Source organism: Aminobacterium colombiense DSM 12261, from assembly GCF_000025885.1.
Lineage (GTDB): Bacteria > Synergistota > Synergistia > Synergistales > Aminobacteriaceae > Aminobacterium > Aminobacterium colombiense.
Genome location: NC_014011.1, coordinates 1 through 22,111, shown reverse-complemented (window position 1 = coordinate 22,111; position 22,111 = coordinate 1). Strand labels below are relative to the sequence as shown.

At 44.0% G+C, this 22,111-nt stretch carries 24 protein-coding genes; 7 read left to right on the top strand and 17 right to left on the bottom strand.

Annotated elements, in window-relative coordinates; translation table 11 throughout:
- Positions 1-21: 21 nt before the first annotated feature.
- The gene (locus AMICO_RS00120; RefSeq protein WP_013047440.1) at positions 22-897 is read left to right on the top strand and encodes a diacylglycerol/polyprenol kinase family protein; all 876 of its coding nucleotides are present in this window, start codon (positions 22-24) and stop codon (positions 895-897) included.
- Here the strand turns inward: AMICO_RS00120 and AMICO_RS00115 are convergent.
- On the bottom strand, positions 894-1,505 hold the full coding sequence (locus tag AMICO_RS00115; protein ID WP_274531985.1) for a PHP domain-containing protein: 612 nt from the start codon (positions 1,503-1,505) through the stop codon (positions 894-896). The genes AMICO_RS00120 and AMICO_RS00115 overlap by 4 nt on opposite strands.
- A gap of 227 nt (positions 1,506-1,732) precedes the next feature.
- On the bottom strand, positions 1,733-2,914 hold the full coding sequence (iadA, locus tag AMICO_RS00110) for a beta-aspartyl-peptidase (RefSeq protein ID WP_013047438.1): 1,182 nt from the start codon (positions 2,912-2,914) through the stop codon (positions 1,733-1,735).
- A 189-nt stretch (positions 2,915-3,103) separates the two neighbouring features.
- Here iadA and AMICO_RS00105 point away from each other — a divergent pair, with 189 nt between their 5' ends.
- Positions 3,104-3,883, top strand: a complete 780-nt coding sequence (locus tag AMICO_RS00105; RefSeq protein WP_013047437.1) for a creatininase family protein — start codon at positions 3,104-3,106, stop codon at positions 3,881-3,883.
- Positions 3,884-4,008: 125 nt separating this feature from the next.
- Here the strand turns inward: AMICO_RS00105 and AMICO_RS00100 are convergent, their stop codons facing one another.
- Both AMICO_RS00100 and AMICO_RS00095 read right to left on the bottom strand, forming a co-directional pair.
- Positions 4,009-4,443, bottom strand: a complete 435-nt coding sequence (locus tag AMICO_RS00100) for a response regulator (RefSeq protein WP_013047436.1) — start codon at positions 4,441-4,443, stop codon at positions 4,009-4,011.
- Positions 4,444-4,583: 140 nt separating this feature from the next.
- A complete protein-coding gene (locus AMICO_RS00095) occupies positions 4,584-5,153 on the bottom strand; it encodes a Fur family transcriptional regulator (RefSeq protein WP_013047435.1) in 570 nt (189 codons plus the stop codon).
- Positions 5,154-5,251: 98 nt separating this feature from the next.
- On the opposite strand from AMICO_RS00095, the gene AMICO_RS00090 reads away from it, so the two are divergent.
- Genes AMICO_RS00090 through AMICO_RS00070 form a run of 5 tightly spaced genes read left to right on the top strand, consistent with a single transcriptional unit; the run spans position 5,252 to position 7,966 of the window.
- The gene (locus AMICO_RS00090; RefSeq protein ID WP_013047434.1) at positions 5,252-5,542 is read left to right on the top strand and encodes a DUF5320 domain-containing protein; all 291 of its coding nucleotides are present in this window, start codon (positions 5,252-5,254) and stop codon (positions 5,540-5,542) included.
- A gap of 15 nt (positions 5,543-5,557) precedes the next feature.
- Positions 5,558-5,908 (top strand): NifB/NifX family molybdenum-iron cluster-binding protein, encoded by a 351-nt coding sequence (locus AMICO_RS00085; RefSeq protein WP_013047433.1) that lies wholly within the window; start codon positions 5,558-5,560, stop codon positions 5,906-5,908.
- 9 nt (positions 5,909-5,917) lie between these two features.
- Positions 5,918-6,763 (top strand): nucleotide-binding protein, encoded by an 846-nt coding sequence (locus AMICO_RS00080; protein WP_013047432.1) that lies wholly within the window; start codon positions 5,918-5,920, stop codon positions 6,761-6,763.
- Complete coding sequence (locus tag AMICO_RS00075; protein WP_013047431.1) at positions 6,760-7,638, top strand: ATP-binding protein; 879 nt, start codon at positions 6,760-6,762, stop codon at positions 7,636-7,638. Before AMICO_RS00080 ends, AMICO_RS00075 begins: the two co-directional genes overlap by 4 nt.
- 10 nt (positions 7,639-7,648) lie before the next feature.
- Positions 7,649-7,966, top strand: coding sequence for a NifB/NifX family molybdenum-iron cluster-binding protein (locus tag AMICO_RS00070; protein ID WP_013047430.1), 318 nt, complete (start codon positions 7,649-7,651; stop codon positions 7,964-7,966).
- 106 nt (positions 7,967-8,072) lie between these two features.
- Here the strand turns inward: AMICO_RS00070 and AMICO_RS00065 are convergent, their stop codons facing one another.
- The 13 genes from AMICO_RS00065 to dnaA all read right to left on the bottom strand — a co-directional run bounded on the left by AMICO_RS00065 (position 8,073) and on the right by dnaA (position 21,971).
- Positions 8,073-9,287 (bottom strand): aspartate kinase, encoded by a 1,215-nt coding sequence (locus tag AMICO_RS00065; protein ID WP_013047429.1) that lies wholly within the window; start codon positions 9,285-9,287, stop codon positions 8,073-8,075.
- Between the two features lie 17 nt (positions 9,288-9,304).
- On the bottom strand, positions 9,305-10,003 hold the full coding sequence (gene dapD / locus AMICO_RS00060; RefSeq protein ID WP_013047428.1) for a 2,3,4,5-tetrahydropyridine-2,6-dicarboxylate N-acetyltransferase: 699 nt from the start codon (positions 10,001-10,003) through the stop codon (positions 9,305-9,307).
- Complete coding sequence (locus tag AMICO_RS00055) at positions 9,973-10,635, bottom strand: 4-hydroxy-tetrahydrodipicolinate reductase (protein WP_013047427.1); 663 nt, start codon at positions 10,633-10,635, stop codon at positions 9,973-9,975. Before AMICO_RS00055 ends, dapD begins: the two co-directional genes overlap by 31 nt.
- Positions 10,635-11,519 (bottom strand): 4-hydroxy-tetrahydrodipicolinate synthase, encoded by an 885-nt coding sequence (dapA, locus tag AMICO_RS00050; protein WP_013047426.1) that lies wholly within the window; start codon positions 11,517-11,519, stop codon positions 10,635-10,637. Before dapA ends, AMICO_RS00055 begins: the two co-directional genes overlap by 1 nt.
- Positions 11,520-11,533: 14 nt before the next feature.
- Positions 11,534-12,514, bottom strand: coding sequence for an aspartate-semialdehyde dehydrogenase (locus tag AMICO_RS00045; protein ID WP_013047425.1), 981 nt, complete (start codon positions 12,512-12,514; stop codon positions 11,534-11,536).
- Positions 12,515-12,958: 444 nt separating this feature from the next.
- Positions 12,959-13,810 carry a pantoate--beta-alanine ligase gene (panC, locus tag AMICO_RS00040; RefSeq protein ID WP_013047424.1) on the bottom strand — a complete coding sequence of 284 codons (852 nt, stop codon included), beginning with the start codon at positions 13,808-13,810 and terminating at the stop codon, positions 12,959-12,961.
- Positions 13,811-13,843: 33 nt separating this feature from the next.
- Positions 13,844-14,722, bottom strand: coding sequence for a YitT family protein (locus tag AMICO_RS00035; protein WP_013047423.1), 879 nt, complete (start codon positions 14,720-14,722; stop codon positions 13,844-13,846).
- 42 nt (positions 14,723-14,764) lie between these two features.
- Positions 14,765-15,517, bottom strand: coding sequence for a hypothetical protein (locus AMICO_RS00030; RefSeq protein WP_013047422.1), 753 nt, complete (start codon positions 15,515-15,517; stop codon positions 14,765-14,767).
- A gap of 300 nt (positions 15,518-15,817) precedes the next feature.
- On the bottom strand, positions 15,818-16,291 hold the full coding sequence (locus tag AMICO_RS00025; RefSeq protein ID WP_013047420.1) for a DciA family protein: 474 nt from the start codon (positions 16,289-16,291) through the stop codon (positions 15,818-15,820).
- Positions 16,269-18,167 (bottom strand): tRNA uridine-5-carboxymethylaminomethyl(34) synthesis enzyme MnmG, encoded by a 1,899-nt coding sequence (mnmG, locus tag AMICO_RS00020; RefSeq protein ID WP_013047419.1) that lies wholly within the window; start codon positions 18,165-18,167, stop codon positions 16,269-16,271. Before mnmG ends, AMICO_RS00025 begins: the two co-directional genes overlap by 23 nt.
- A gap of 38 nt (positions 18,168-18,205) precedes the next feature.
- The gene (recF, locus tag AMICO_RS00015) at positions 18,206-19,267 is read right to left on the bottom strand and encodes a DNA replication/repair protein RecF (RefSeq protein WP_041459283.1); all 1,062 of its coding nucleotides are present in this window, start codon (positions 19,265-19,267) and stop codon (positions 18,206-18,208) included.
- Positions 19,264-20,415: a DNA polymerase III subunit beta gene (gene dnaN, locus AMICO_RS00010; RefSeq protein ID WP_013047417.1), complete on the bottom strand. Its 1,152-nt coding sequence runs from the start codon at positions 20,413-20,415 to the stop codon at positions 19,264-19,266. Before dnaN ends, recF begins: the two co-directional genes overlap by 4 nt.
- A gap of 227 nt (positions 20,416-20,642) precedes the next feature.
- Positions 20,643-21,971 carry a chromosomal replication initiator protein DnaA gene (gene dnaA / locus AMICO_RS00005; RefSeq protein ID WP_013047416.1) on the bottom strand — a complete coding sequence of 443 codons (1,329 nt, stop codon included), beginning with the start codon at positions 21,969-21,971 and terminating at the stop codon, positions 20,643-20,645.
- Between the last annotated feature and the right edge of the window lie 140 nt (positions 21,972-22,111).

Below are 22,111 nucleotides of genomic sequence, written 5' to 3'. Positions count from 1 at the left end.
CACTGAAGAGGAAGAGAAAAAATGATAGGATCAGCAATTTTGTTAGGGGGCGTTTCCTTTGTGTTGCTTCCTTTAGAGATGGCAGCAGGCCTTTTCGCTGCCATCACTTTGTGGCTGACCCTTTATAGCGCTCCTTTTCTTTGCGCCTACATAGGTTGGCTTTTCGGCATGTTCCTTGGGTTTGTTCACGCTGAAACCCACCTTTGGGGCGTTCTTTCCCTTATTCCTGTGGGCATTTGGTTCGTCATAAACTGGCGTTTCACCTTGGCAAAAGAAATACCTTCATTTATAAAGGCTTTCCGCAATCCTCTTGCCCGTAGAAAAATGTTCAGGTACTGCGGCTTAATATTCCCGTGTATCATCTACCCCTTATGGGGGCCAGGAGCCCTAAACAAATCCCTTATGGTCGCCACTGCCATAGCATTTATCAGCGAAAAGACCGTCAGTTACGTTCCTATTTTAGGGCGGTTGTTTAAAACTATTGCTCCTGCCAGTTATGAAAGAAGAAAAAAATCCATATCAGGGACAACATGTTATCTCCTCGGCGCTTTTGTCGCTTCCCTTTTCCCAGACCCCGCATCAGTGCAGGCTATAGTCATGGCTACTATAGGAGATGCCTGGGCTGTTTTGGTGGGAAAGCGCTGGGGAAAACTGAAATGGTTTGAGGGAAAGACCCTTGAGGGAAGCCTGGCGTGTCTTGCTGGAGCTTTACTTGGTAGTTTTATTTATGGCCTCATGGTGCCAGAAGCCCAGATTCCGTGGCTTATACTCCTTTGGGGAGGGCTCGCTACGCTTTTCACTGAGGGAATTTTTAGATTTGAACTGGATAATCTTTTTGTAGCCCCGGTAAGTGCAGCCATAATGACCGCTGTTATTTGGATTGCCTATTTCTTTTAAACTTTGACGAACCGATTCACATCATAAACAACAGGGTAAACATTCCCCGTACGAATAGCCCCTATAAAATCATTTTCGTTTTGTATAATTCCAGGAAAAGCCGTTGCATATAGTCCCACTCGCTCGACAAAATGGGCATCGCTTCCGCCAAGACGAGGGAGCTCAAGTTCATTTGCAAGGGCATGAGCTTTAAAATTATGGGTAAGACGAGTACTCCCGTTGAAAGCTTCTATGCCACTGAGACCAGGAAGAGAGCGGATAAAATTCCCCATGCCTCGCCCGTTATCACGAAAAGGATGGGCACTTACAGCTACACCGCCCTGCCGGTTCACGAGTTCGAGAGCGTCAGATGCATGCATTTTTTTCTCTGGGACTGATTCAAGTCCAAAAACAAGAAGGTCACCTTCATAGGTTAAGAGCTCAAGACCTACGAGTACAAGAAAATCATATTTTACAGAAAGCTCGCGAGCAAAGGAGCGCATCCCCATACTTTCGTGGTCTGTAACGCAAATTCCATCAAGCCCCATGCTCTTTCCCTTTTGAATTGCTTCTCCTATGGGTAAAAAACTATCGGAAGAAAACTCTTCAGAATGTAAATGTGTGTCAATAACCAGCGCAGCTTCCTCCTAAAAAATTATATCTATTATAATATTGAGTTATAACATAAAGAATTATAGGGCTGCTTTCTAAATTGTCAATAGAATTCATAAATTCAAACCATGGTTGACTTGAATTTGGCACAATATGCTAAATGGTTTTCAATGAATTTGAAATTGAAAAAGCCACGGGGCTATTTTTCTCTAAAGACCCTCCGTGGCTTCTTCTTTTTTATTTATTATACCTCTTCAAAAATTCCTTTTTTAATGACAGACCTTTCCTTCATCATAAGGACGCCTTTTCCGATAACATACTCTAAGGTCAAGGTATCTGGAGAAATAATGAGCACATCGCCATCAGCTCCAGGAACAAGTCTTCCTTTTTTAGTAAGTTTAAGGCGTGCTGCTACATTTTTCGTTACCAACGATAGAGCCTCTTCCATGGGAATACGCTCTTCAAGAACAGTGTCTCTAAATTCAGCGAACAGAGATAAGGGCTCCCCAATTCCCATTTTCACGAGTTCCCCTTCAGCGTTGAATTCAGGCATGCTTCCATTTCCGTCAGTACTCATAGTAAGGCGAGAGAGAGACACTTGATGGGCTACTGCGCGGCCTATCCCCTCACTCGGCTTTACAGTATGCCCCCCACTTCCCATACTTGTTGTAAGATCGGCCACGCCGCCGTTGCTGCAATAGTTCAGGGTTTGAGCATAGAGCTTTTCATTTCTGTTGACATGGGTGGGAAGAATCTGGCTTTTGGGGATTTGAGTTCCTGAAAGAGCCTCCTCAATAATATCCAGCCCCCAGTCTTCTGACCCCATATGGGCCTCTACGATGCCCGCTTTTCCAGCTAGCATACCGCCAATACGAGCATCGGAGATAAGCCGTCTAAGCTCTTCCACAGTAGGATGAGAGGATCGATGATCCGAAAGAGCGACTTTGACGCCAATCACTTTGTCAATAAGTACAATATCAGACACGATATTCTCAGTAATGGTAACAGAGGGCATACCGTAAGCACCACTATAGATAAACGTTGAGATGCCTTCATTTTCAAGGGAGTGAGCTTTTGCAAGCAGCTCTCTTAAAGACCGAGAAATACCATCTGTTCCCAGAGGCGCAGCCGCAGTGGTAATGCCTGCCCGTATAAAACTGCTCAGCTGAAGGGGAGGAGTCCGAAATTGAGGACCGCCTTCTCCACCTGCACCATTAAAATGAACATGACTATCAATAAATCCTGGAACGACAAGAGCTCCCCCGGCATCAATGATGATGGCGTGAGGGGCAATGCTTTTGACAGCATCTTCCGAAATTGACGACTCCACAGAAAAAATAGAGTCTCCCGCTATGAGAAGATCGCTTTTTCCCAAATATTCTGGGCTATATATCTCTCCGTTTTTAATAAGTATTAGATTCATCATTCATACCATCTTTTCCTCAAAATTTTTTTAACTTACGAAACAACATCTGCGCACATGTTAATGTATCCACTAATTCTTTATAAAACATACTTCCTGGTGCAAACCAAAAAAGACCCGGTTGGGCTTTGGGATCCAGTCCCCCTATAGTATACTAAACTTATATCATGCTTTTATAAAGGAGTGTGCCCTATGTATCTAGCTTCTCTTACCTGGAAAAAGCTGGAAGAAAAAATTACGGAAGAAACTGTTGCCCTCATACCCCTCGGAAGCGTTGAACAACATGGCCCCCTAGCTCCCCTTGGTACAGATTACTTCATTCCCGAAGAATTTGCCAAGAGAGTCGAAGCCGCCTACCCGGATAAAATCATGGTGCTTCCTACCATGCCTTATGGGGTTTGTCCCTACCATGCTTCCTTTCCAGGAACAATTGACATGGGCATTGAAATTCTTTCAGAAGTAATGACACGCATCGCCATGAGCCTCATGGACACTGGCATTAAAAAAATGATTTTTCTTAACGGCCATGGCGGGAACGGACCTTCTCTCGATAAGGCAGCCCTTGCTGTCTATAAAAGGGGCGGACTCGCCGCTATTGTGGACTGGTGGACTCTTGCCGGTGAGCTGAACGCAAAGTGGGCAGGTGGGCACGGGGCAGGACAGGAAACATCGGTAATGATGGCTTTGAAACCTGAATGGGTCAACATGAAGGATTTTTTCCCCGCAAATATTCACCATGTAAGTGACAGCCTCCAAAATACTCATATCAGCATCGTTACCTTCGAAAAAGGAAGTGTCAGGATTATTCGAGATGTTAAGGACGTCACATCAAGCGGCGCCTATGGAGGAACAGATGCCCCAGAAGACGCGAACAGGGAATGGGGAGAAGAAATTCTCAAAGGTGTCACCGAGTACCTGATTCGTTTTATTGCAGAATATTTTAAAGTTTCTCTTTCACGAGAAAAAAATTAGATAATACATAGTCCTGCAGAAAAGAAAATCTGACTTTGCATCCTTTAAAATGTGGATAAACTAACCACAGGTGTGGAAAGATACGACACGTGGAGTGGAATTTTATGTTCCCGCTCCACGTATTGTTATTCTGCTTTAACAACAGCCATACCAAAGCGGTCAAAAGACATCAGGGCTTCGAGTATATTGCTTCCTGAAAAGGGTTTTTCTACAAAACGCGCCATGTAATCAGACGTTTCAAAGGGAACGGATTCGCCCTGGGATGTTATAAAAAGAATTGGGATATAGCAAAGAGCAGGATCGTTACGCATTTCAAACAAAAGTCCCTCACAACAATTGCCTGGAAGATCGCAATCTGCCATCACAATATCAGGTTTCGGCCTATCCCAATACTTTCCAACCTGGCGGAGGTACTCTAAAGCCTCATATCGACTCCTAACAACATGAATAGTATTGAGGATCTTCAACTCTCTAAGACTCTGAAAAATATCCTGTTCCACTTTTTCTTTTCTTTCCACGAGCAGGATCTTCACTAGTCTTATGTTTTTTTCTTCTAACACAATGTATCTCCCCTTTCTGCAATAGGTAAGGGGCAGAAAAAATAGTGGAGAATGAGTGGTAACTATACTAGCATAATTTCACGAATTTTGAGAAATATTTGGGGTAAAAACAAAGGAACTGCCCGAAAAAATCAGCTCCTCTACAGTGTCGTGTTATTCTGTTGACGGAAACACCCCTGTCTACGGCCACAACGCCCTCTTCCTCTCCCCCTGCCTTCCACTTCCAGGGTACACGGAAGGTCTTTCATTTTTTTGTGATCTTTTACTTTAGAAGCGCAATCACTACACATTCCAGCAAACTCGAGGCTTTGCGGAATAGGTTGAAATCCTGCCTCTCCAAGCCATTCCGTGATAATTTCTTCTTTCTCCCTTTCATGTTTAAGATGAAGCACTTTTCCGCAGCAACGGCAATAAAGATGAAAATGTATGGAAGAAGAAGGAAGTTCAAAACGTTCAAATCCTTCATCGAGAGAAAAACGATAGAGCAGTCCCATATCAGAGAGCAACCCCACCGTTCTATAAACGGTAGCAATACCTATGGAGGGATCTTTCTCGTGGGCTTTTTCCCATATAAGCTGGATGTTCCCATGCTCCGCTTCACCTTCGATAAGTACGTCTATAATCGTCTGCCTCTGATTTGTAAGGCGAAATCCAGCTTTTTTAAGGATATCAAAAAAATCTTGCCGCTTTTTCTTTTTATTGTGTTCCATAGAATGGAAACTCCTTCTCAATATAGGGCTTGACAATTATTTTATCAGAGAATAGTATATATGCAAATGATAATCATTATCAATAAGGAGGGATATATATGCCTGGTTATGATGGAAGTGGACCACGAGGGCAAGGTCCAATGACAGGGCGCGGTTTTGGTTATTGCCGATTTGGTGGATATGGTTATAGAAGGTTTCCACGTCGGGGAAGGCGTTTCTTCGGTTTCGGTCGTGGAATGGGAGGATGGGGGGCTCCAGTTTATCCCGGTTGGGGATACGAACCTTCCATAGAAGAAGAACGAAATGTGCTTCAAGAAGAATTATCAGTGCTTGAGGAAGAAATGGAAAATATGAGAAAGCGTTTGGCGGAACTTGAAGAAAATAAATAATGAAGGAGCTTTCCCATGAAAATCGCTATCGCTAAAAATGGAGATACCGTATCTGAACACTTTGGACACGTTGAGGAGTTTCTTGTTGTTCACGTTGAAAATCAAAAAGAAGTGGAAAGAAAGATTTATGCAACACCTAAAGGAGAACATGTGCCTGGGGCTATGCCTCAATGGATTGCAACTTTAGGCGCGGATGTGGTTATTACTGGGGGTATCGGAGGAAGAGCTTCAGCAATGCTTCGAGCGCAAGGAATAGATGTTCTCTGCGTTAAGCCGATGTCTATAGAGTTAACAATAGAGGCTTTTCTCAATCAAAATCTTGAGGTTCTTTCTGATCAATGCAGCCATGACCACTCCTCTCTTTAGGAGCTCGCCATGTTTCGATTGACAGTCGCAAGCGGCAAGGGAGGCACAGGCAAAACGTGTATCGCTGCCTCCCTTGCTCTTTCTCTTAGTAAGGGGACAGCTATTGATCTCGATGTTGACGAACCCGACCTTGGTTTGGTTCTTCAGATCAAAAATCCGAAGAAAGAAAATGTTTATAAAGTTGTCCCCCAGATAGAAGCCGCTCGTTGTAAAGGATGCGGAGTCTGTGCTGATAATTGTGCTTTTGGGGCACTCAATCAATTCGGTACTCATGCGCCAGTTGTCAATATGCAGTTGTGTCATGGATGCGGTGTATGCGAACTTGTATGCCCTCAAAAGGCTATTAAAGATAGTAAAGCTTCCATTGGTATAATGAATATCAAAAATCAGGAATCCTTTTGGTTTCTTGAAGGGATATTAGATATTGGGGAACCCAATCCTGTTCCATTGATTCACGCTGTTCTAAAAAAAGCAGATTCTCTTCCTTTTCCCCAGATTGTCGATGGGCCTCCAGGAAATGCCTGTCCCATGGTTGCCGCAGTGGAACAGTCCAATTTTGTGATACTGGTGACAGAACCTACACCTTTTGGACTCTCCGACCTCGCCCTGGCCACAGAAACAGTTCGCGAACTTCATATTCCTGCAGGCGTAGTTATTAATCGCTCTGATCTTGGCAATATTGAAGAAGCTGAAATATTTTGCAAGAATTTGGCTCTGCCTATTCTTGCTCGTTTGCCTTTTTCAAAAGAAGTTGCTCGTGCTTATGCTAAGGGAATCGCTCCCATTTTAATTGATAAACAATGGCAGGAAGCCGCATCGGATATTCTTAACCATGTCAAAGAGGTGCTGTCATGACTCCAAAAGAAATAGTTATCATAAGCGGCAAGGGGGGAACAGGAAAAACATGCATTATGGCGGCTTTATGCTCTTCCTTTAGTGGAAAGGCTGTGTTTTGTGACGTGGATGTGGACGCTCCCAACCTTCAACTTTTACTTAATCCGCAAGACGAGCAAGCCTTTTCCTTTACTGGAAGAAAGATTCCTGAAATAGACACTGAGCGCTGTACTGTTTGCGGAGGATGTGTCGGGTTTTGCCGTTTTAATGCTCTCGAAAAGGCAAATAACGGGATCACATTATTGCCATGGAAATGTGAAGGGTGCGGGGGCTGCGCCCTGGTATGTCCCCATCAGGCGATATCCATGCATTCATATGAACAGGGGCAATACTGGCGAGGAACAACAACGTATGGTCCACTCTGGCATGCCCGTCTTCATGCTGGTGAAGAAAATTCAGGCATGCTTGTAGCCCGTTTAAAAAAGGAGAGCAGAAAGGAAGCTCTCAAAGAGGGGGTCCCATTTATCGTTATCGATGGGCCTCCGGGAATCTCTTGTCCTGCTATCTCGGCTCTTACAGGAGCAACTTTGGCCGTTGCAGTGACGGAACCGTCGCTGTCCGGACTTCATGACCTTCTTCGTCTCAGTAAGCTTTGCGCTTCTCTAGATGTTCCTCTGGCCATTGTTCTCAATAAATCTGATCTCTCAGAAGCAAAGGGAGAGGAGATAAAGAATGAGGCTAAAAAAGAAAATTGGCACTTTCTAGGTTCGATTCCTTTCCGACCAAATGTTGTGGAAGCCATATCAAAAAAAGAGATTCCTTTAGAAGCGCTGAGCCCGGAGATAGACTCAATTTATAACAATCTAACAAATTTGATTAACATAATAAAAAGGTGAGGTGAAAAGTATGCGGATTGCTGCTGCTGTTAACGAACCTTCTCTTACAAGCTCTATTGCTGAACGCTTTGCTCGGGCTCCCTATTTTGTCATTCTCGATGAGGAGGGAACTCTTCTTGAGACGATACAAAATCCTCTTTTAGAACAAGGACATGGCGCAGGAGGAGCTGCTGCTCGGCTTCTCTCAAAATACAATATTGATATTGTGATTGTTCCCCATGTCGGCCCCAATGCGGAAAATGCCTTAAAACTCGCTGGTATAAAGTATATAAAAGCTGAAGGATTGACACTAAAAGAAGCTCTTATCAGAGTAAAAGAGCTTTCGTAAAGGAAAAATAGAATGGCAGAACACACTACAGAATATATTGCAAAGAAGTAAAACACGTCATTGCTTAGGGAATTAGCCAGAGCCGCTTCATGTGAAGCGGCTCTGGCTAATTTTCAACCTCTGTTAAACCAAACTCATGCACTAGAGCCCTTACTGCCCTATTGGCATCAGTCTTCGCTACAAGAGTGGATATTTTAATTTCTGAAGTACTTGTTCCATACATTCGAATCTGTTCCCTGCAGAGAGCGGAGAAAAATCTCGCAGCTACACCTGGAGCCGATTCCATCCCTACGCCCACTGCTGATACTTTTGCAACCTTATCATCTTCAGTGACGCGCCAGCCATCATAGGAGGCCATTACTTCTTCCACCGTACTGCGTACCACTGGACCTTTTCCTTCAACAACTGTAAAGGTAAGGTAAGAATGGCCATTATCGTTTACTGTGGATATCATATCCACATTTATTCCTTTATCAGCCAATGCCGTGAACAAAGCACTCATTGCCTGTATTCCCCCAGGCATAGGGCTGATTGTAACCTTTCTCTGATTGGGATCAGATGTAACTCCTGTAACAACAGGCTGTTCCAACCATTCAGGCAATGTACCCACCACAAGAGTCCCCCTTTCATCTGAAAAAGTCGAGGCACAATACAGTTCAACGTTATATTTTTTTGCTATTTCCACAGCTCTCGAATGAAGGACCTTTGCCCCCATGGACGAAAGTTCCAGTACCTCGTTATAGGTGACATAGTCGAGTTTCTGAGCGTTTGGGCAAATTTTAGGGTCACAGGTATAGATTCCGGCCACATCACTATATATTTCACAGCGGGCTCCTGCTTTTGCCGCAATAGCTACAGCAGATGTATCAGAGCCCCCTCGGCCCAATGTAGTGATCTCCCCTTCTGGAGTGATCCCCTGAAAACCTGTAACAACTATTACATCACGCTGATTGAGCTCTCGTTCAACTTTTTTCATGTCAATATCCACGATGCGGGCATTACAAAAAGTTCCTGTGGTGATCATGCCAAGCTGAAAGGCATTATATGATACTGCTTGCACACCAAGATCGTTCAGCGACATTGAAAGAAGAGCCGCAGACGTCTGTTCCCCTGTAGCTAGAAGCATGTCAAGTTCTCGCGGAAGGGGATCTGAAGAAACCTGGTTCGCAAGGTCAATGAGGTTATTGGTGGTTTTTCCCATAGCTGAAACAACCACTATAAGCTTTTCCCCTTCTTCCACACGCTTCTTTATTTTTTCTGCTATGGCTCGAATCATTTCTGGTGTCGCAACTGACGATCCGCCATATTTCTGTACGATCACTTTCTAAAACCTCCCAATCAGAGGTTCCTCAGGTCTTGCACGATCTGAGTTTTATCAGCAGTTTTAGCATCGACCATTTTTATGATGCGGGCTGGAGAACCAGCCACCACAGCTCCTGGGGGCACATCTTTCGTTACAATAGCCCCTGCAGCCACAACTGCCCCAGCCCCAATATGCACACCCTCAAGAATAACAGCATTGGCTCCCACTAAAACATTGTCATCTATCATGACTGGTGTAGCGCTTGGAGGCTCAATGACCCCAGCTACCACAGCCCCTGCGCCGATATGGGAATTGGCGCCAACAACAGCCCGCCCACCTACAACAACGTTCATATCTATCATGGTGCCTGCCCCGATAACAGCGCCAATGTTAATAACGGCACCCATCATCACAACTGCGCCCTTGCCTATTTCCACCATATCGCGAATGATGGCTCCTGGCTCAATACGAGCATCATATTTTGTCAAATCCGCAAGGGGCAAAGCGGAATTTCGTGCCTCCACTTCAATATGAGTCCCATCAATATGGGACGCATTGGCAGAAAGGGCCAATTCTATTTCTTTGTGGTCGCCTATAAGCATGCCAAAATGGTTGCTGCCAATAAAGGTCAACTCTCCCCAAACACACTTCTCAAGGTTTCCAGAAAGATAGGCCTTGGCAGGAGTCCGCTTCTTTGATTCTTTTATAAGCTTGATGATTTCCTCGGTGCGCATGCGATAACCTCCTCGAAAGAATAAAATCCTGGCTCGGCGTTAACAACAAACTGGGCCGCACGATACGCTCCCAAGGCAAAAACTGAACGGGAAAGGGCGCGATGGGTAAATTCAAGGACTTCTCCCTCATTCGCAAAGAATGCGGAATGATCGCCAGGAACTCCCCCCATTCGAAGAGAATGGGTGGGGCAATTACGCCCTGTTACCTCCCTCATCAAAATAGCCGTACCTGATGGGGCATCTTTTTTCTTGTTATGATGAGTTTCACATATTTCCAGATCCCAGTCTTCAAGGTACGGAGCAAACTGTCGTAATACCATTTTTAGGATATTGACACCAACGGAAAAATTAAAGCTCTGGACAACTGGAACCTCCTCCCCCAGTTTGCGAAGGAGTTCAATGTCTTCCTGCACAATAGCTGTGGTTCCAACAACCAATCCAGCTCTGTGCAAACGGCAAAGCTCAATAGTACGCGGCAATGCCATGCGATTAGAAAAATCAACTATAACCTGAGGAGTATCGTCACATGTTTCACCGTTTATATCCACTGTGAGACAGAGGGTATGCTCAGCAAAAGCCTTCTGAATTTCCTGCCCCATCCGGCCGGAAGCTCCCACAAGTCCGTAACGCATTAGTAGATGCCGCTCTCTTTCAGGGCTTCATCAACCACGGCCATAGCTTTGGAGGATGCAGGAATAAGAGGGAGACGAAGCTCATTCTCACAATATCCAAGGCGACTTACTCCATACTTGACGGGAATGGGGTTGGTTTCGCAAAAGAGCCCCTTCATCAAGGGGAAAAGCCGCAAGTGAAGTTCTCTGGCCTTCCCTATCTCGCCATCAAGGGCGAAACGAATCATTGTTGACGTTTCTCTGGGCGCCACATTGGAAAGTACAGAAATAACCCCGTCTCCTCCGGCATTGACAAGGTGGAAAGCCTGGTCATCGTTGCCTGAAAGAATAAAGAAGTTGGGACGCTGTTTCTGCATTTTTCTAATGAGGTAGTCAACCTGAGCTTCATCGCCGGAAGCTTCTTTAATGCCAACGATATTCTCTATCTCAGCTAAACGAAGTACTGTCTCAGGCAGTATGTTGACCCCTGTGCGACCCGGTACATTGTAAATGATCAGCCGCCCTTTATTAATGCGGGAGGCAATGGTGCGGTAGTGCTGATATAAACCTTCCTGGGGAGGCTTATTGTAATAGGGGGTCACCACAAGAACACCGTCTACGCCCAACGAGAGAGCCTGATTAGAAAGTTCTATGGCTGCTTCCGTGGAGTTGGAGCCGGTTCCTACTACAACAGGAACCCTTCCCTCAACTGTTTTTATTACAAAACGGACTATTTCTTCCCGTTCCTTAGCCGTTACAGCCGGCGCTTCTCCTGTTGTCCCAAGAACAACAAGAAAGTCTACGCCTCCGTTGATTTGAAAGTTCAAAAATCTTTCAAAACTCTCGTAATCTACCTTCCCACTTTTAAAAGGGGTCACCACTGCTGTTCCTGTTCCGCTAAACATAGACCACACACCTCCTATTCAAAGCTGCGAGCATTAAGAGCTCGATGTTTCTTTAAGATGCGAACGGCGTTTGTTGCCGCTCCAACACGAATATTATCCGCTACATTCCACATTAAAAACCGTGTATCATCAAAAGCTCGAAGACGGGAAACATAGACAAGATCTGTTCCAGCGCCATCAAGAGGAGAGATCACCTGATCTGTCAATTCTACGTTTTCGCTCGCCTCTATGGCTTTTCGAACCTCATCAAGAGATGCCGGCTTCCTCGTTTCCACCCAAATTGTTTCCGAGTGGCCGTAAAGTACTGGAACACGTACCGTGGTGGCCCAAATGCCTATAGAATCGTCCTGCAAAATCTTATGAGTTTCATCAACCATTTTTATCTCTTCTTCCGAGAATCCATTTTCCAGAATTGCCCCAATCTGAGGAATTACGTTGAGATGAATTTGACGAACGAATTTTTTAGGCTCCACATGGCCTGAAATTTGACTCTCGAGTTCATTTATTCCATTTTTTCCCGCTCCAGATACCGATTGATAGGTGCTCACAACTATAGATTTTATTCCAAAACGACGATGAATTTCATAGAGCCCAAGAACCATTTGAATCGTGGAGCAGTTTGGATTGGCCACAATACCTCTGTACCCTCGCAAGAGATCCCCGTTAATTTCAGGAACTACGAGAGGGATATCAGGAGTCATTCTAAAGGCGGATGAATTGTCAATAACGACTGATCCCGCTTCTGCAGCTATGGAAGCATATTGTTTCGACACATTGGAACCAGCAGAGAAAAGAAGGTAGTCAAAACCTTCTTTTAAGACTTTAGTCCCTAGCTCTTCAACTGTACAGGAATTTCCACAAAAGGACAAAGATGTTCCAGCTGATCTGGCAGAAGCAAAAAGTCGAAGTTCGTCCGGTCTAACTCCCTGCTCTTCAAGTACCCGAACCATTGTCCGTCCCACTTCACCTGTCGCGCCTACAACTGCTACCCTCATTATTATTACTCCTCCTTTGCCTGACAACCAATAAAAAAAGAGACCCGTCCCCGAAGGGACGAGCCTCTTGAAATCTAAATGCCCGCGGTACCACCCTGCTTGAACACATTTTTACATGTGTCCCAACTCGGTCTTCGTTACGTGAAGACAATTTCGTGAGTGTACTCCAGTTCATTCACCTTTCCACCCCAGCTCCACAAGCTTTTGGCTTTTCCTGTCCCCTTAAGGGTGCCTCTCAGCCGCTGAACACCCATCTCTGGTAAGGTTTCGACCTGGAAAAGCGCCTTGTTTCATCGCCTTTAACAATGTAGAATTATAAAGTTCCATTTCACATGGATTGGGTCGGATTATACGAAACAAAAATAAAACTGTCAAGAGAAAGAAAAGATTTCGCATTAGACGAGGGTAACGTCATCCCGCAATTAGACTAAGATTCCTTCTTCCTTATTGAGCTACCGTTACCATTATATTATCAATAAGACGGGTAGCCCCAAATTTTACAGCCAACGCAATGAGGCATTTGCCAGAAAGAACTTGAACAGGTTTCAAATTATGGGCGCTTACAATTTCCACGTAGTCTATACGGGCTTTGTCTTTGCTGAGTATGAGCTCTTCCATTGCTTTTCTAATTCTTTCGGCATCTCGTTCCCCATTTTCAATCATTTGCTGGGCCATTTCAAGGGATGCGGAGAGAACAGTAGATTGTTCTCGCTCTTCAGGCGTTAAGTATGTGTTACGAGAACTCATCGCAAGGCCGTCTTTCTCCCTGATTATGGGACAAACGCAAATTTCAACATTCTGATTGAGATCTCTCACCATCTGCTGGATAACGATAGCCTGCTGAGCATCCTTTTGTCCGAAATAAGCTTTGTCCGGAAGAATAATATTGAAAAGTTTTGTAACTACAGTGGTTACCCCCCGGAAATGTCCTGGCCTGGAACGTCCACAAAGTTCCTTTGTCAATTCCGTTACTTCTACAAAGGTTTCATATTTCTGAGGATACATTTCTCCCACTGTTGGGTAAAAAATAAAATTCGCGCCAGCCTCCTCGGCTAGAAGGGCATCACGCTCAAGATCACGGGGATAGCTCTCAAAATCTTCTTGAGGCCCAAACTGGGTTGGATTGACGAAAATACTCACCACAACTATATCGTTTTCTTTCGCTGCCCTTCGGACAAGAGAAAGGTGCCCCTCATGGAGAAACCCCATAGTAGGAACCAAACCAATGCTTTTTCCCTGCCGTCTGCTACAAGCTAGTTTTTGCCTTATTGAATCGATATTGTTTACAATTTCCATTTGTTTCGTCTCGCCCTCCCTTTCTGTGCCCTATTAAATGTTTTTCCAATGTTTGAATCCATCTCCAACCACTTCAGCCACATCCGAGAGAATAATAAAAGTCATGGGATCAATTGAAACAACGTGTCGTTTAAGTTCCATGGCCTGTCTTCTGGTAAGCACCACCATTATCATATTCTTAGGTTCTCCTGAATAGGCACCTCGAGCATCGATAATTGTGGCACTTCTATCGAGCTCTTCAATAATGAAACGCTTTACTTCTCCCGGCTTTTGAGTAATGATCATCAGCTGTTTTCTGCGATCAAATGATTTTAGCACGTTATCAATGGTGAGGCTTTCAATATAGAGAAGAACCCCACCCATGAGAAGCTGCTCCAGATCCACTACAAACCACGAGGCAAGAAGAATCCCCATATTTATATAAAAAGAGTACATGCCTACATCAATACCATATTTTTTTCTCGCCGCCATAACAATAATATCTGTTCCCCCGCTGGAGCCTCCGCCCAGAAAAATGAGCCCCATTCCAAGGCCTCCTAAAACTCCGCCGAGGATAGCCGCGAGAAAAACATTTTGAATTAATGGATATGTAAAAAGTTCAAAAAACATAACAGAAACGGTCATTAAGATCGACACATAGAAAGTCCAAATTACAAAACGGGGGGACAGAACTTTCCAGCCCCAAAGCAATAAAACAGTATTCCCTATGGCAATGATCCACGCCGGAGAAATATTCAAGGCATAATGACTTATAAGGGCAATACCTGTCAGCCCAGCACTGGCAAATCTATATGGCATGATCAAAGCGACAAGTGCAAAGCTTATTATTATAGTGCCGGTAGTAGTATAGATTGTTGTTAGCCACTCGCGTTGAAGAAACTGCTTCAGTTTCGACGGCAAAAAAGTAAGCATGTTGAGAAGATCAGCCCCCTGGTGTAGTGTATTTAAGGATCACTAATCCCAGATAATAAAAATACGTCTCCGATTGCTGGTTGACACCTGATAAACATATCCCCTATCACGGTCCCACGCATAATAACCATTTGAGGCAGGCTGACCAGCATTGTTAAGAAAAACCATATTTTTAAAAAGAACGCTATCGTAGCCAATCCGTCCCCTAAAAGAGCGAATGAGTGGTAATGAGCCTCTCTCCTCAAAATCAAACCAGTTATCAGGCAATGGAACACCACGAGCTTTAAGCTGTTTGAGTATCACGCCGTACTCATGGGGAGCCATTTCAAGAAAATAGAGCTTCCCCCTTGAAGAAGAGCGCAGGTCTTTAATAAGAGTAAAGGCAAGCCACGGCGAGGCCTCGTCAGGCAGCTCTGACAGCGACCAAAGCGAAAAATAAAATCCTTCTATCAATGCCAGAGGCTTAGGCATGAGCCCTGGATACCAAAACCCTTTCACTTCTTCCCAATTCTGTAGATTTCCAGAACATAGCCTTTCGATAAGCAAGAGACTATTTGCGGCTTTCTGCCTCGGTGTAAGGTCTTGCCGCAAGGAACGCCAAAGTTCTTCTGAAGAAATATTATAAGCTTCCTGAAGCAGCTTTTGCCGAAGAATGCGGGCTTCATATGTCATTCTTTTATCGAGATCGTAGAAACGTACTAGATCATCCCAACTATTGGCCCATACTCCACTGCACAAAAGAATAAAAAACAAGGAGCTTAGGCTTATCATCCAAAAGAATTTGTATTTTTTCATAGTTTCACCACCCTATTTACAATTTCTTTTGTTTAATGATACATAATCCTTGTTTAAATTGTATTATATATCTATAATACTGTGAATTTCTTATATTCTGTTAACAGTATTCTCCTCTTAACAGGAGATATTTCCGATTTTAAATAAATTTAACAGGAGGAATATATAATGTTCAATCAAATCTCAAAATTAGTTGCTAAACATGAGCAGGTGGGTGTAGTTGCTGAAATCACTGGCACACAACACACGCTAATTAAGTTACAGAATAGATAAGGCCCTGGATAATTTTCCCAGAACGTTTTATTTGCCAAATCTGCGATTCCACGTTGCCATCAACGTTGCAAGAGAGATAGCTATATCAGGGTCATCAATACGATCCCTTAAACGTTCCAGATTCTTAGAAATATCATCTGCTCTAGGTGTTATAAGGACCTGTTTTTTTCCTATTATTTTTGGAATCCTACGAGGAAAAATCTTCCCAATAACGACCTTAACGCCGGAAACAGGCAAATCCCACTCTTTACTGACTTTTTGAGCAATTGTAGCTCCCATCATAGAAAGACGCTGAGCCGCTGCAGGGCTTTCGGCTCGAATACAAAGCAAAGTACCTTCAATGGCAAAAGGCTGACTTCGTTTCGAGAGAACGTTGCCTACTATCTTTTGCCAGTGCTGGGCCACATGAGAGAGAAGAATATGCTTTTTCCCATTCGATGAAAAGATGCTCTCGAGTAAAGTTTCAACAGAACTTGCCTCATGACGATGGCGTAATGCCACGCTCCTTCCGCCTCCTTCTGGTTTCAAGATAAACAGACAGAAGCTGTATATCTGCCGGTGTCACCCCTGATATTCGGCTTGCCTGAGCAAGATTTTGAGGCCTGATCTTTTCGAGCTTCTGTCGGCTTTCCGAAAGTAGACCGGGAACTTCATCATAACTGAAATCTTCAGGAATATAGACCTTTTCACCTTTACTAAGCCGGATAACCTGACGCTGCTGGCGCTCAATATATCCAGCATACTTTACTTCAATAGCAAGGCTTTGGGCTTCTTCATCCGTTAATGGCCGCTCTATTGAAGGCAAAAAAGGTCTCATGGCGCCATAGGTCACTTCTGGCCTGCATAAAAGATCTATCGCCCTGACACTTTCTTCAAGGGGAGAAGAGCCTGCGCGGACTAACCAATCATTTACTTCTTCAGATGGGTTTATCCTCAGGTTTGAAAGTCGCTCTTTTTCATGATCCACAGCCGCCCATTTCTCCCGCAATATCTGCCACTTGACATCATCGATAAGGCCCATTCGTCTTCCTATAGGGGCGAGACGACGATCAGCATTGTCGAAACGGAGAAGCAAGCGATATTCACAGCGGCTTGTAAGCATGCGATAGGGCTCGTTTGTGCCTTTTGTCACCAGATCATCAATGAGTACGCCGATATAGGCATCTGACCTCTTAAGTACAACAGGAGCTTCTTTTCTCGTATAGAGTACCGCATTCATACCAGCGATTAGCCCTTGTGCTGCCGCCTCTTCATATCCTGATGTTCCATTGATTTGTCCCGCGCAGAAGAGTCCCCGTATATTTTTTGTTTCAAGGGAAGGAGCAAGCTGGGTTGGTATAACATAGTCATACTCAATTGCGTAGCCAGCCCGTGTAATTTGGGCTTTTTCACAGCCAGGAAGAGCATGAACAATCTCAACCTGAATATCGTAGGGCAAGCTTGTTGAAAAATTTTGTACGTAGACTTCCTTATTTTTTCGTGATACAGGCTCTAAGAAGATAAGGTGACTGTCCTTATCTGGGAAACGGATAATTTTGTCTTCAATGGAAGGGCAATATCGAGGGCCAAGACCACTCATGCGCCCTGTCCAAAGAGGAGATCGCTCAAGGTTTTCGCGGATAATATTATGAAGATAACTGTTCGTCCGAGTCAGGTAACAGGAATATCCGGTGTATGTCTTTTTCTCTCCCCAGAGGTCGAAGCAAAGGGGTTCTTCAGCACTTTTCTGTTCAATGAGAGATGATGTATCAATAGTGTCTATATGAAGTCGGGGGGTCGTATCTGTTCTCATGCGCCCCATTTCAATACCACTCTCAAGAAGAGAACGACTCAATTCGGTAGATGGCACTTGTCCCATGGGACCTGATGAGTAGTTTAAAAGACCAATGTGAACCTGGCCTCGTAAATAAGTACCTGTCGTTAAAATAACTGCGCCTGCTTCATAGGTGAAACCGTATTTCGTCTTAACGCCGCGAATGGAACCATTCTCGATCCACAGATCTGTCACGATATCCTGATGTACTTCCAAGTTGGGGGTTGTCTCTATGGTCCATATAAAATGATCATGATAATCGCGAAGGTCACACTGGGCCCGTAACGCTTGGACTGCCGGCCCTTTTGATGTATTAAGCCACCGTACGAGCATTGTAGAATAATCAGCTGCCCGGGCCTGTTCTCCTCCCAAGGCATTTCCTTCTCTTACAAGATGGCCTTTCGCGGGCCCTCCGATAGATGGATTACAAGGCATAAGCGCCGTATTATCAAGATAAAGGTTCAGCATGAGCGTTCTCGCTCCCATGCGTGCTGCGGCTAAAGATGCTTCGCATCCTGCATGGCCGCCGCCAACAACAATTACATCATACTTTTTTTGCTCCATTTGACTCGTCTCACCTTTTCTATCTTGATCTCTCAAAATTATCTCGGTGTAATATTTCCCTGACGTACTTGCCAGACTGTTCCTGGCCAACCATTCATTGAACTTTCAGCTGTAGCGGCAAAAACCTGCCATGAAGACTCTACTAGGGCATCAATGAGAATATTTCTTCCTCTGTCATCAAGCTCTGCCGCTATTTCATCAAGAATCAAAAGAGGTTTACGACGCAGCTTTCTTTCTACAGCCCAGCCTGCTGCCAACATGAGGGCCACTGCTGTCCTTCTTCTTTGCCCACGGCTCATCACTATCGATACAGACTGTCCCTTTGTTGTTATTATCATATCGTCCCTTTGAGGCCCAACTTGCGGAACTCCTGTTATATGTTCTTTTTCTCTCCATTTTCTTACAGATTCCCAATAGTCCTGCATGGGATCCTGCAAGTCTAAAGCGCCTCCTCTTTCAAATGTAAGCACTATATCAGAAGGCAGAAGAATGCGAAATTCCTGAATGCCTATTTTTAGCAGATCGACGGCTGCGGCTCGGGTCGACCAAATCCATGAAACAAGAGGAGCGAGGACTTTTGATGTAAGGGAAGGATCTTTTCTTTCTCGAAGCAGAATCACACGATGGCGCAATGCTCTGCGGCAATCGCTCATTTTTCTCACATAGAGGGGAAAAAGAAGAGCGCAAAGGCGATCAAGAAACTGACGGCGCACAGACGGAGCTCCGTCAACAATAGCGAGATCTCCAGGCAGAAAAGCTAAGGCTGGGATGAGTGAACGTACATTTCCATGGGTTATTCGTTTTCCGTCACACTGGATAATGTTTTTCTCGCCTACAGTCGCAACAATATCCAGATTTGTCTCACCGCTAAAATACCCTCGTAAATAAGCCTGTTTTTCTTCTGTATCCCAATTAACGAGAAACGATTTACGAGAAGATCTGAAAGGTCCCCATCCAGAAAGAATATGAATGGCTTCCAAAGCATTAGTCTTTCCAGAACCATTGTTTCCAACAAGCAAATTGAGCCCCGCAGCCCATTCAAGACGGCGGGGCGTCAAATTCTTAAAGTTGTGCCAAGACGTAAGCTTGCAATGAGCTATTCCTCTTCGTCCCTTTCATGTATAAAATCAGATTCACTCAATTTAATGGGCATCAGCATATAGAGAAAATCGTCCCTGCCAGGACGGAGCATGCTCATCTGTCCCTCTGGGCCATTAAAGGTTATAAATACACTTTCACCATGAAGGGCCTTCAATCCATCTAATAGATACGCTACATTAAAAGCTATGAGAAGGGGTTCTCCGTCAATTTGAGCGTCAAGGATTTCTTCTGCTTCACCTATCTCAGGAGCACGTCCCATCATACGAAGATCTCCATTGGGAGATAGTTTAAAGATAACCATCCGGGTATGATCCCTTACCACAACATCTACCCTTTCAAGCGCTTCTGTTAACGCACTTCGTTCAATGGTCAGGGTAGTAGTGCTCTGAGGGTTCAATATTTTTTCATAATTTGGGAAGGAAGATTCTATTTTCCGAATAGAAAATTCAATATCACCCATTTGAAAATAGGCAAGTGCATCATCATGAAGTATCTGAACAGGTTTATCTCCTTCAAGGGAAGAGAGTTGGCGAAGCAGCTCTTTTAATCCTGCTAAAGGAAGAAGAATCTTCTCAGTATCTCCATACTCATCGAGAAGGACTTTCGATAGGGAGAGACGCCGTCCATCAGTGGAAACAATACGAATGTCATTCCCTTTCAATTCAAAAAGTGCTGCTCCTAAATATTTAGGAAACTCTTCTCCTAAAGTACTTGCCACTGTTCCTTCACTAAGTATTTGGGCTAGCGTTTCAGCTTTGACGGTACAGAAGAATTTTGCATTTTCAGAAGATGGCAGATGAGGAAATTCCTCAACGGGATATGTAGAAAAACGATAGGTATTTCTTCCTGCGAAAATAATCCCTTTTCCTTCCTTGACTGAAACTGTAAATGTATCAGTGGGAGCTTTTTTAAAAAGTTCTCCAACAACTTTAACTGGAAGGATAGCTTCTCCGCCTTCTTCAATCTGTACTCCAGAAGCAATACATTTTATAGATGTTTTGAGATCTGTCGCTTCAAGGGTTAAAGAAGCATCATCGGTTCGGCATAGTATACCGGCGAGAGAAGTAATTGTGCTTTTAGTACTCGTAACTCGTTCTGTCGTTTGCCAGATTTTCATAAAATCCGGTTTGCTCACCTGGAGTCTCATAATCTATTCCCTCCCCTTGTTATTGTCTTTATTATTTTAGTATCTAAGTAATAATAATAGTAATAAGGTCTGTGGATAATGTGGAAATCGTCGTGGGCCGTTATGAAAAGTGACTTTTCTCTGTGGATAGGCACTCACAAATAATTCCTAAGTTATACACATTGTCCACAGTGAAATTGTGAAAAACTTACATTATTCCACTATTCACATCCTGTCCAACGCTATTTTCACAGCTTAGCCTCTATGTTATCCACAATTTCCTTCATTCTAGGTTGTTCTTCTACAAGTTTTGATATTTTTCTCTGAGCATGGAGAACTGTAGTATGGTCTTTCTTCTTAAAAGAAAAGCCTATCTGCTGAAGACTTATATCAGTGAGTTTTCGACATAGATACATAGCAACCTGACGGGCAAGGGCAATATCTGATGTGCGCCTGTTCCCTACAAGGTCTTCAACGGTCAAACTGAAATTTTCCGCTACAATTTGTTGAATAGTGTCGACACTTACAGGCCCTTTTGAATTATGGCGAATAATATCTTTAAGCCATTGAGTGGCGTTTTCCTCGGTAATGGGCTCACTATTGAGTTCGGCACAGGCAATGATTCTATTAAGGGCTCCTTCGAGTTCTCTTATATTGCTGGGCACATTCTGGGCAAGAAAAGAGATAACGTCTTCAGGCACCTCATAATTTCTAATTTGGGCTTTTTTCTGAAGGATCGCAATACGGGTCTCAAGATCGGGCATCTGTATATCAGTGACTAATCCCCATTCAAAACGGCTTACAAGACGATCCTCTATGTTTTGGATCTCCTTAGGAGGGCGGTCAGAGCATATGACGATCTGTTTTTTACTTACATGAAGCTGGTTAAAGGTGTGGAAGAATTCTTCTTGGCTGCTTCCTTTGTTTCCAAGAAACTGAATGTCATCGATGAGAAGGATATCCACACTTCTGTATTTAGATTTGAATTCCTGGGTCCTGTTATTTTTTATGGATTGAATAAATTCGTTGATAAACTTTTCAGAGCTCACATAGGTTACTTTTAAAGAATTGTTTTTATTGAGCACGTAATGCCCTATTGCGTGCATCAGGTGGGTTTTGCCAAGGCCTACGCCTCCCCATATAAAAAGAGGGTTATAGGCTTCTCCCGGCGTTTCTGCTACAGCCAGACTGGCAGCATGGGCGAGACGGTTTGATTTTCCCACAACAAAACTATTGAAGATATAATTAGGATTAAGGCCGCTTCGGGGAAGAGTTCCCGTATGCTGGGCGGCTCGTTCTGCTCTTTGCTGTTCGTCCTTTCTTGCCTCGGAGGCAACTTTAAGCTCCAGTGATTGAGCGTATCCCTTATCCATAAGAACATCCTCAATTACATTTTGGAACCGTTTGGAGATCTGTTCTTTTACAAAAACATTGGGAACATCAATAACAAGTACATCGTTCATAACAGAAAGGGGAACACATGTCTTAAGCCATAAATCGGCTGTTCCCTCTGGCATCGTCTCCTCGATGTTCTTTAGGATGTCATCCCATAGTACATTAATATCTTTATCCACCAATTTATTCACCTCTGCCGATGGATTTACTTCATCTTACCACAGCTCATCCACAAAAGTTATCCACATATCCACAGTGTATCCACGTTCTCATAAAAAAGATAAAGCCCCTCAGGGTCATATATAGCGGGATTATAAAATTA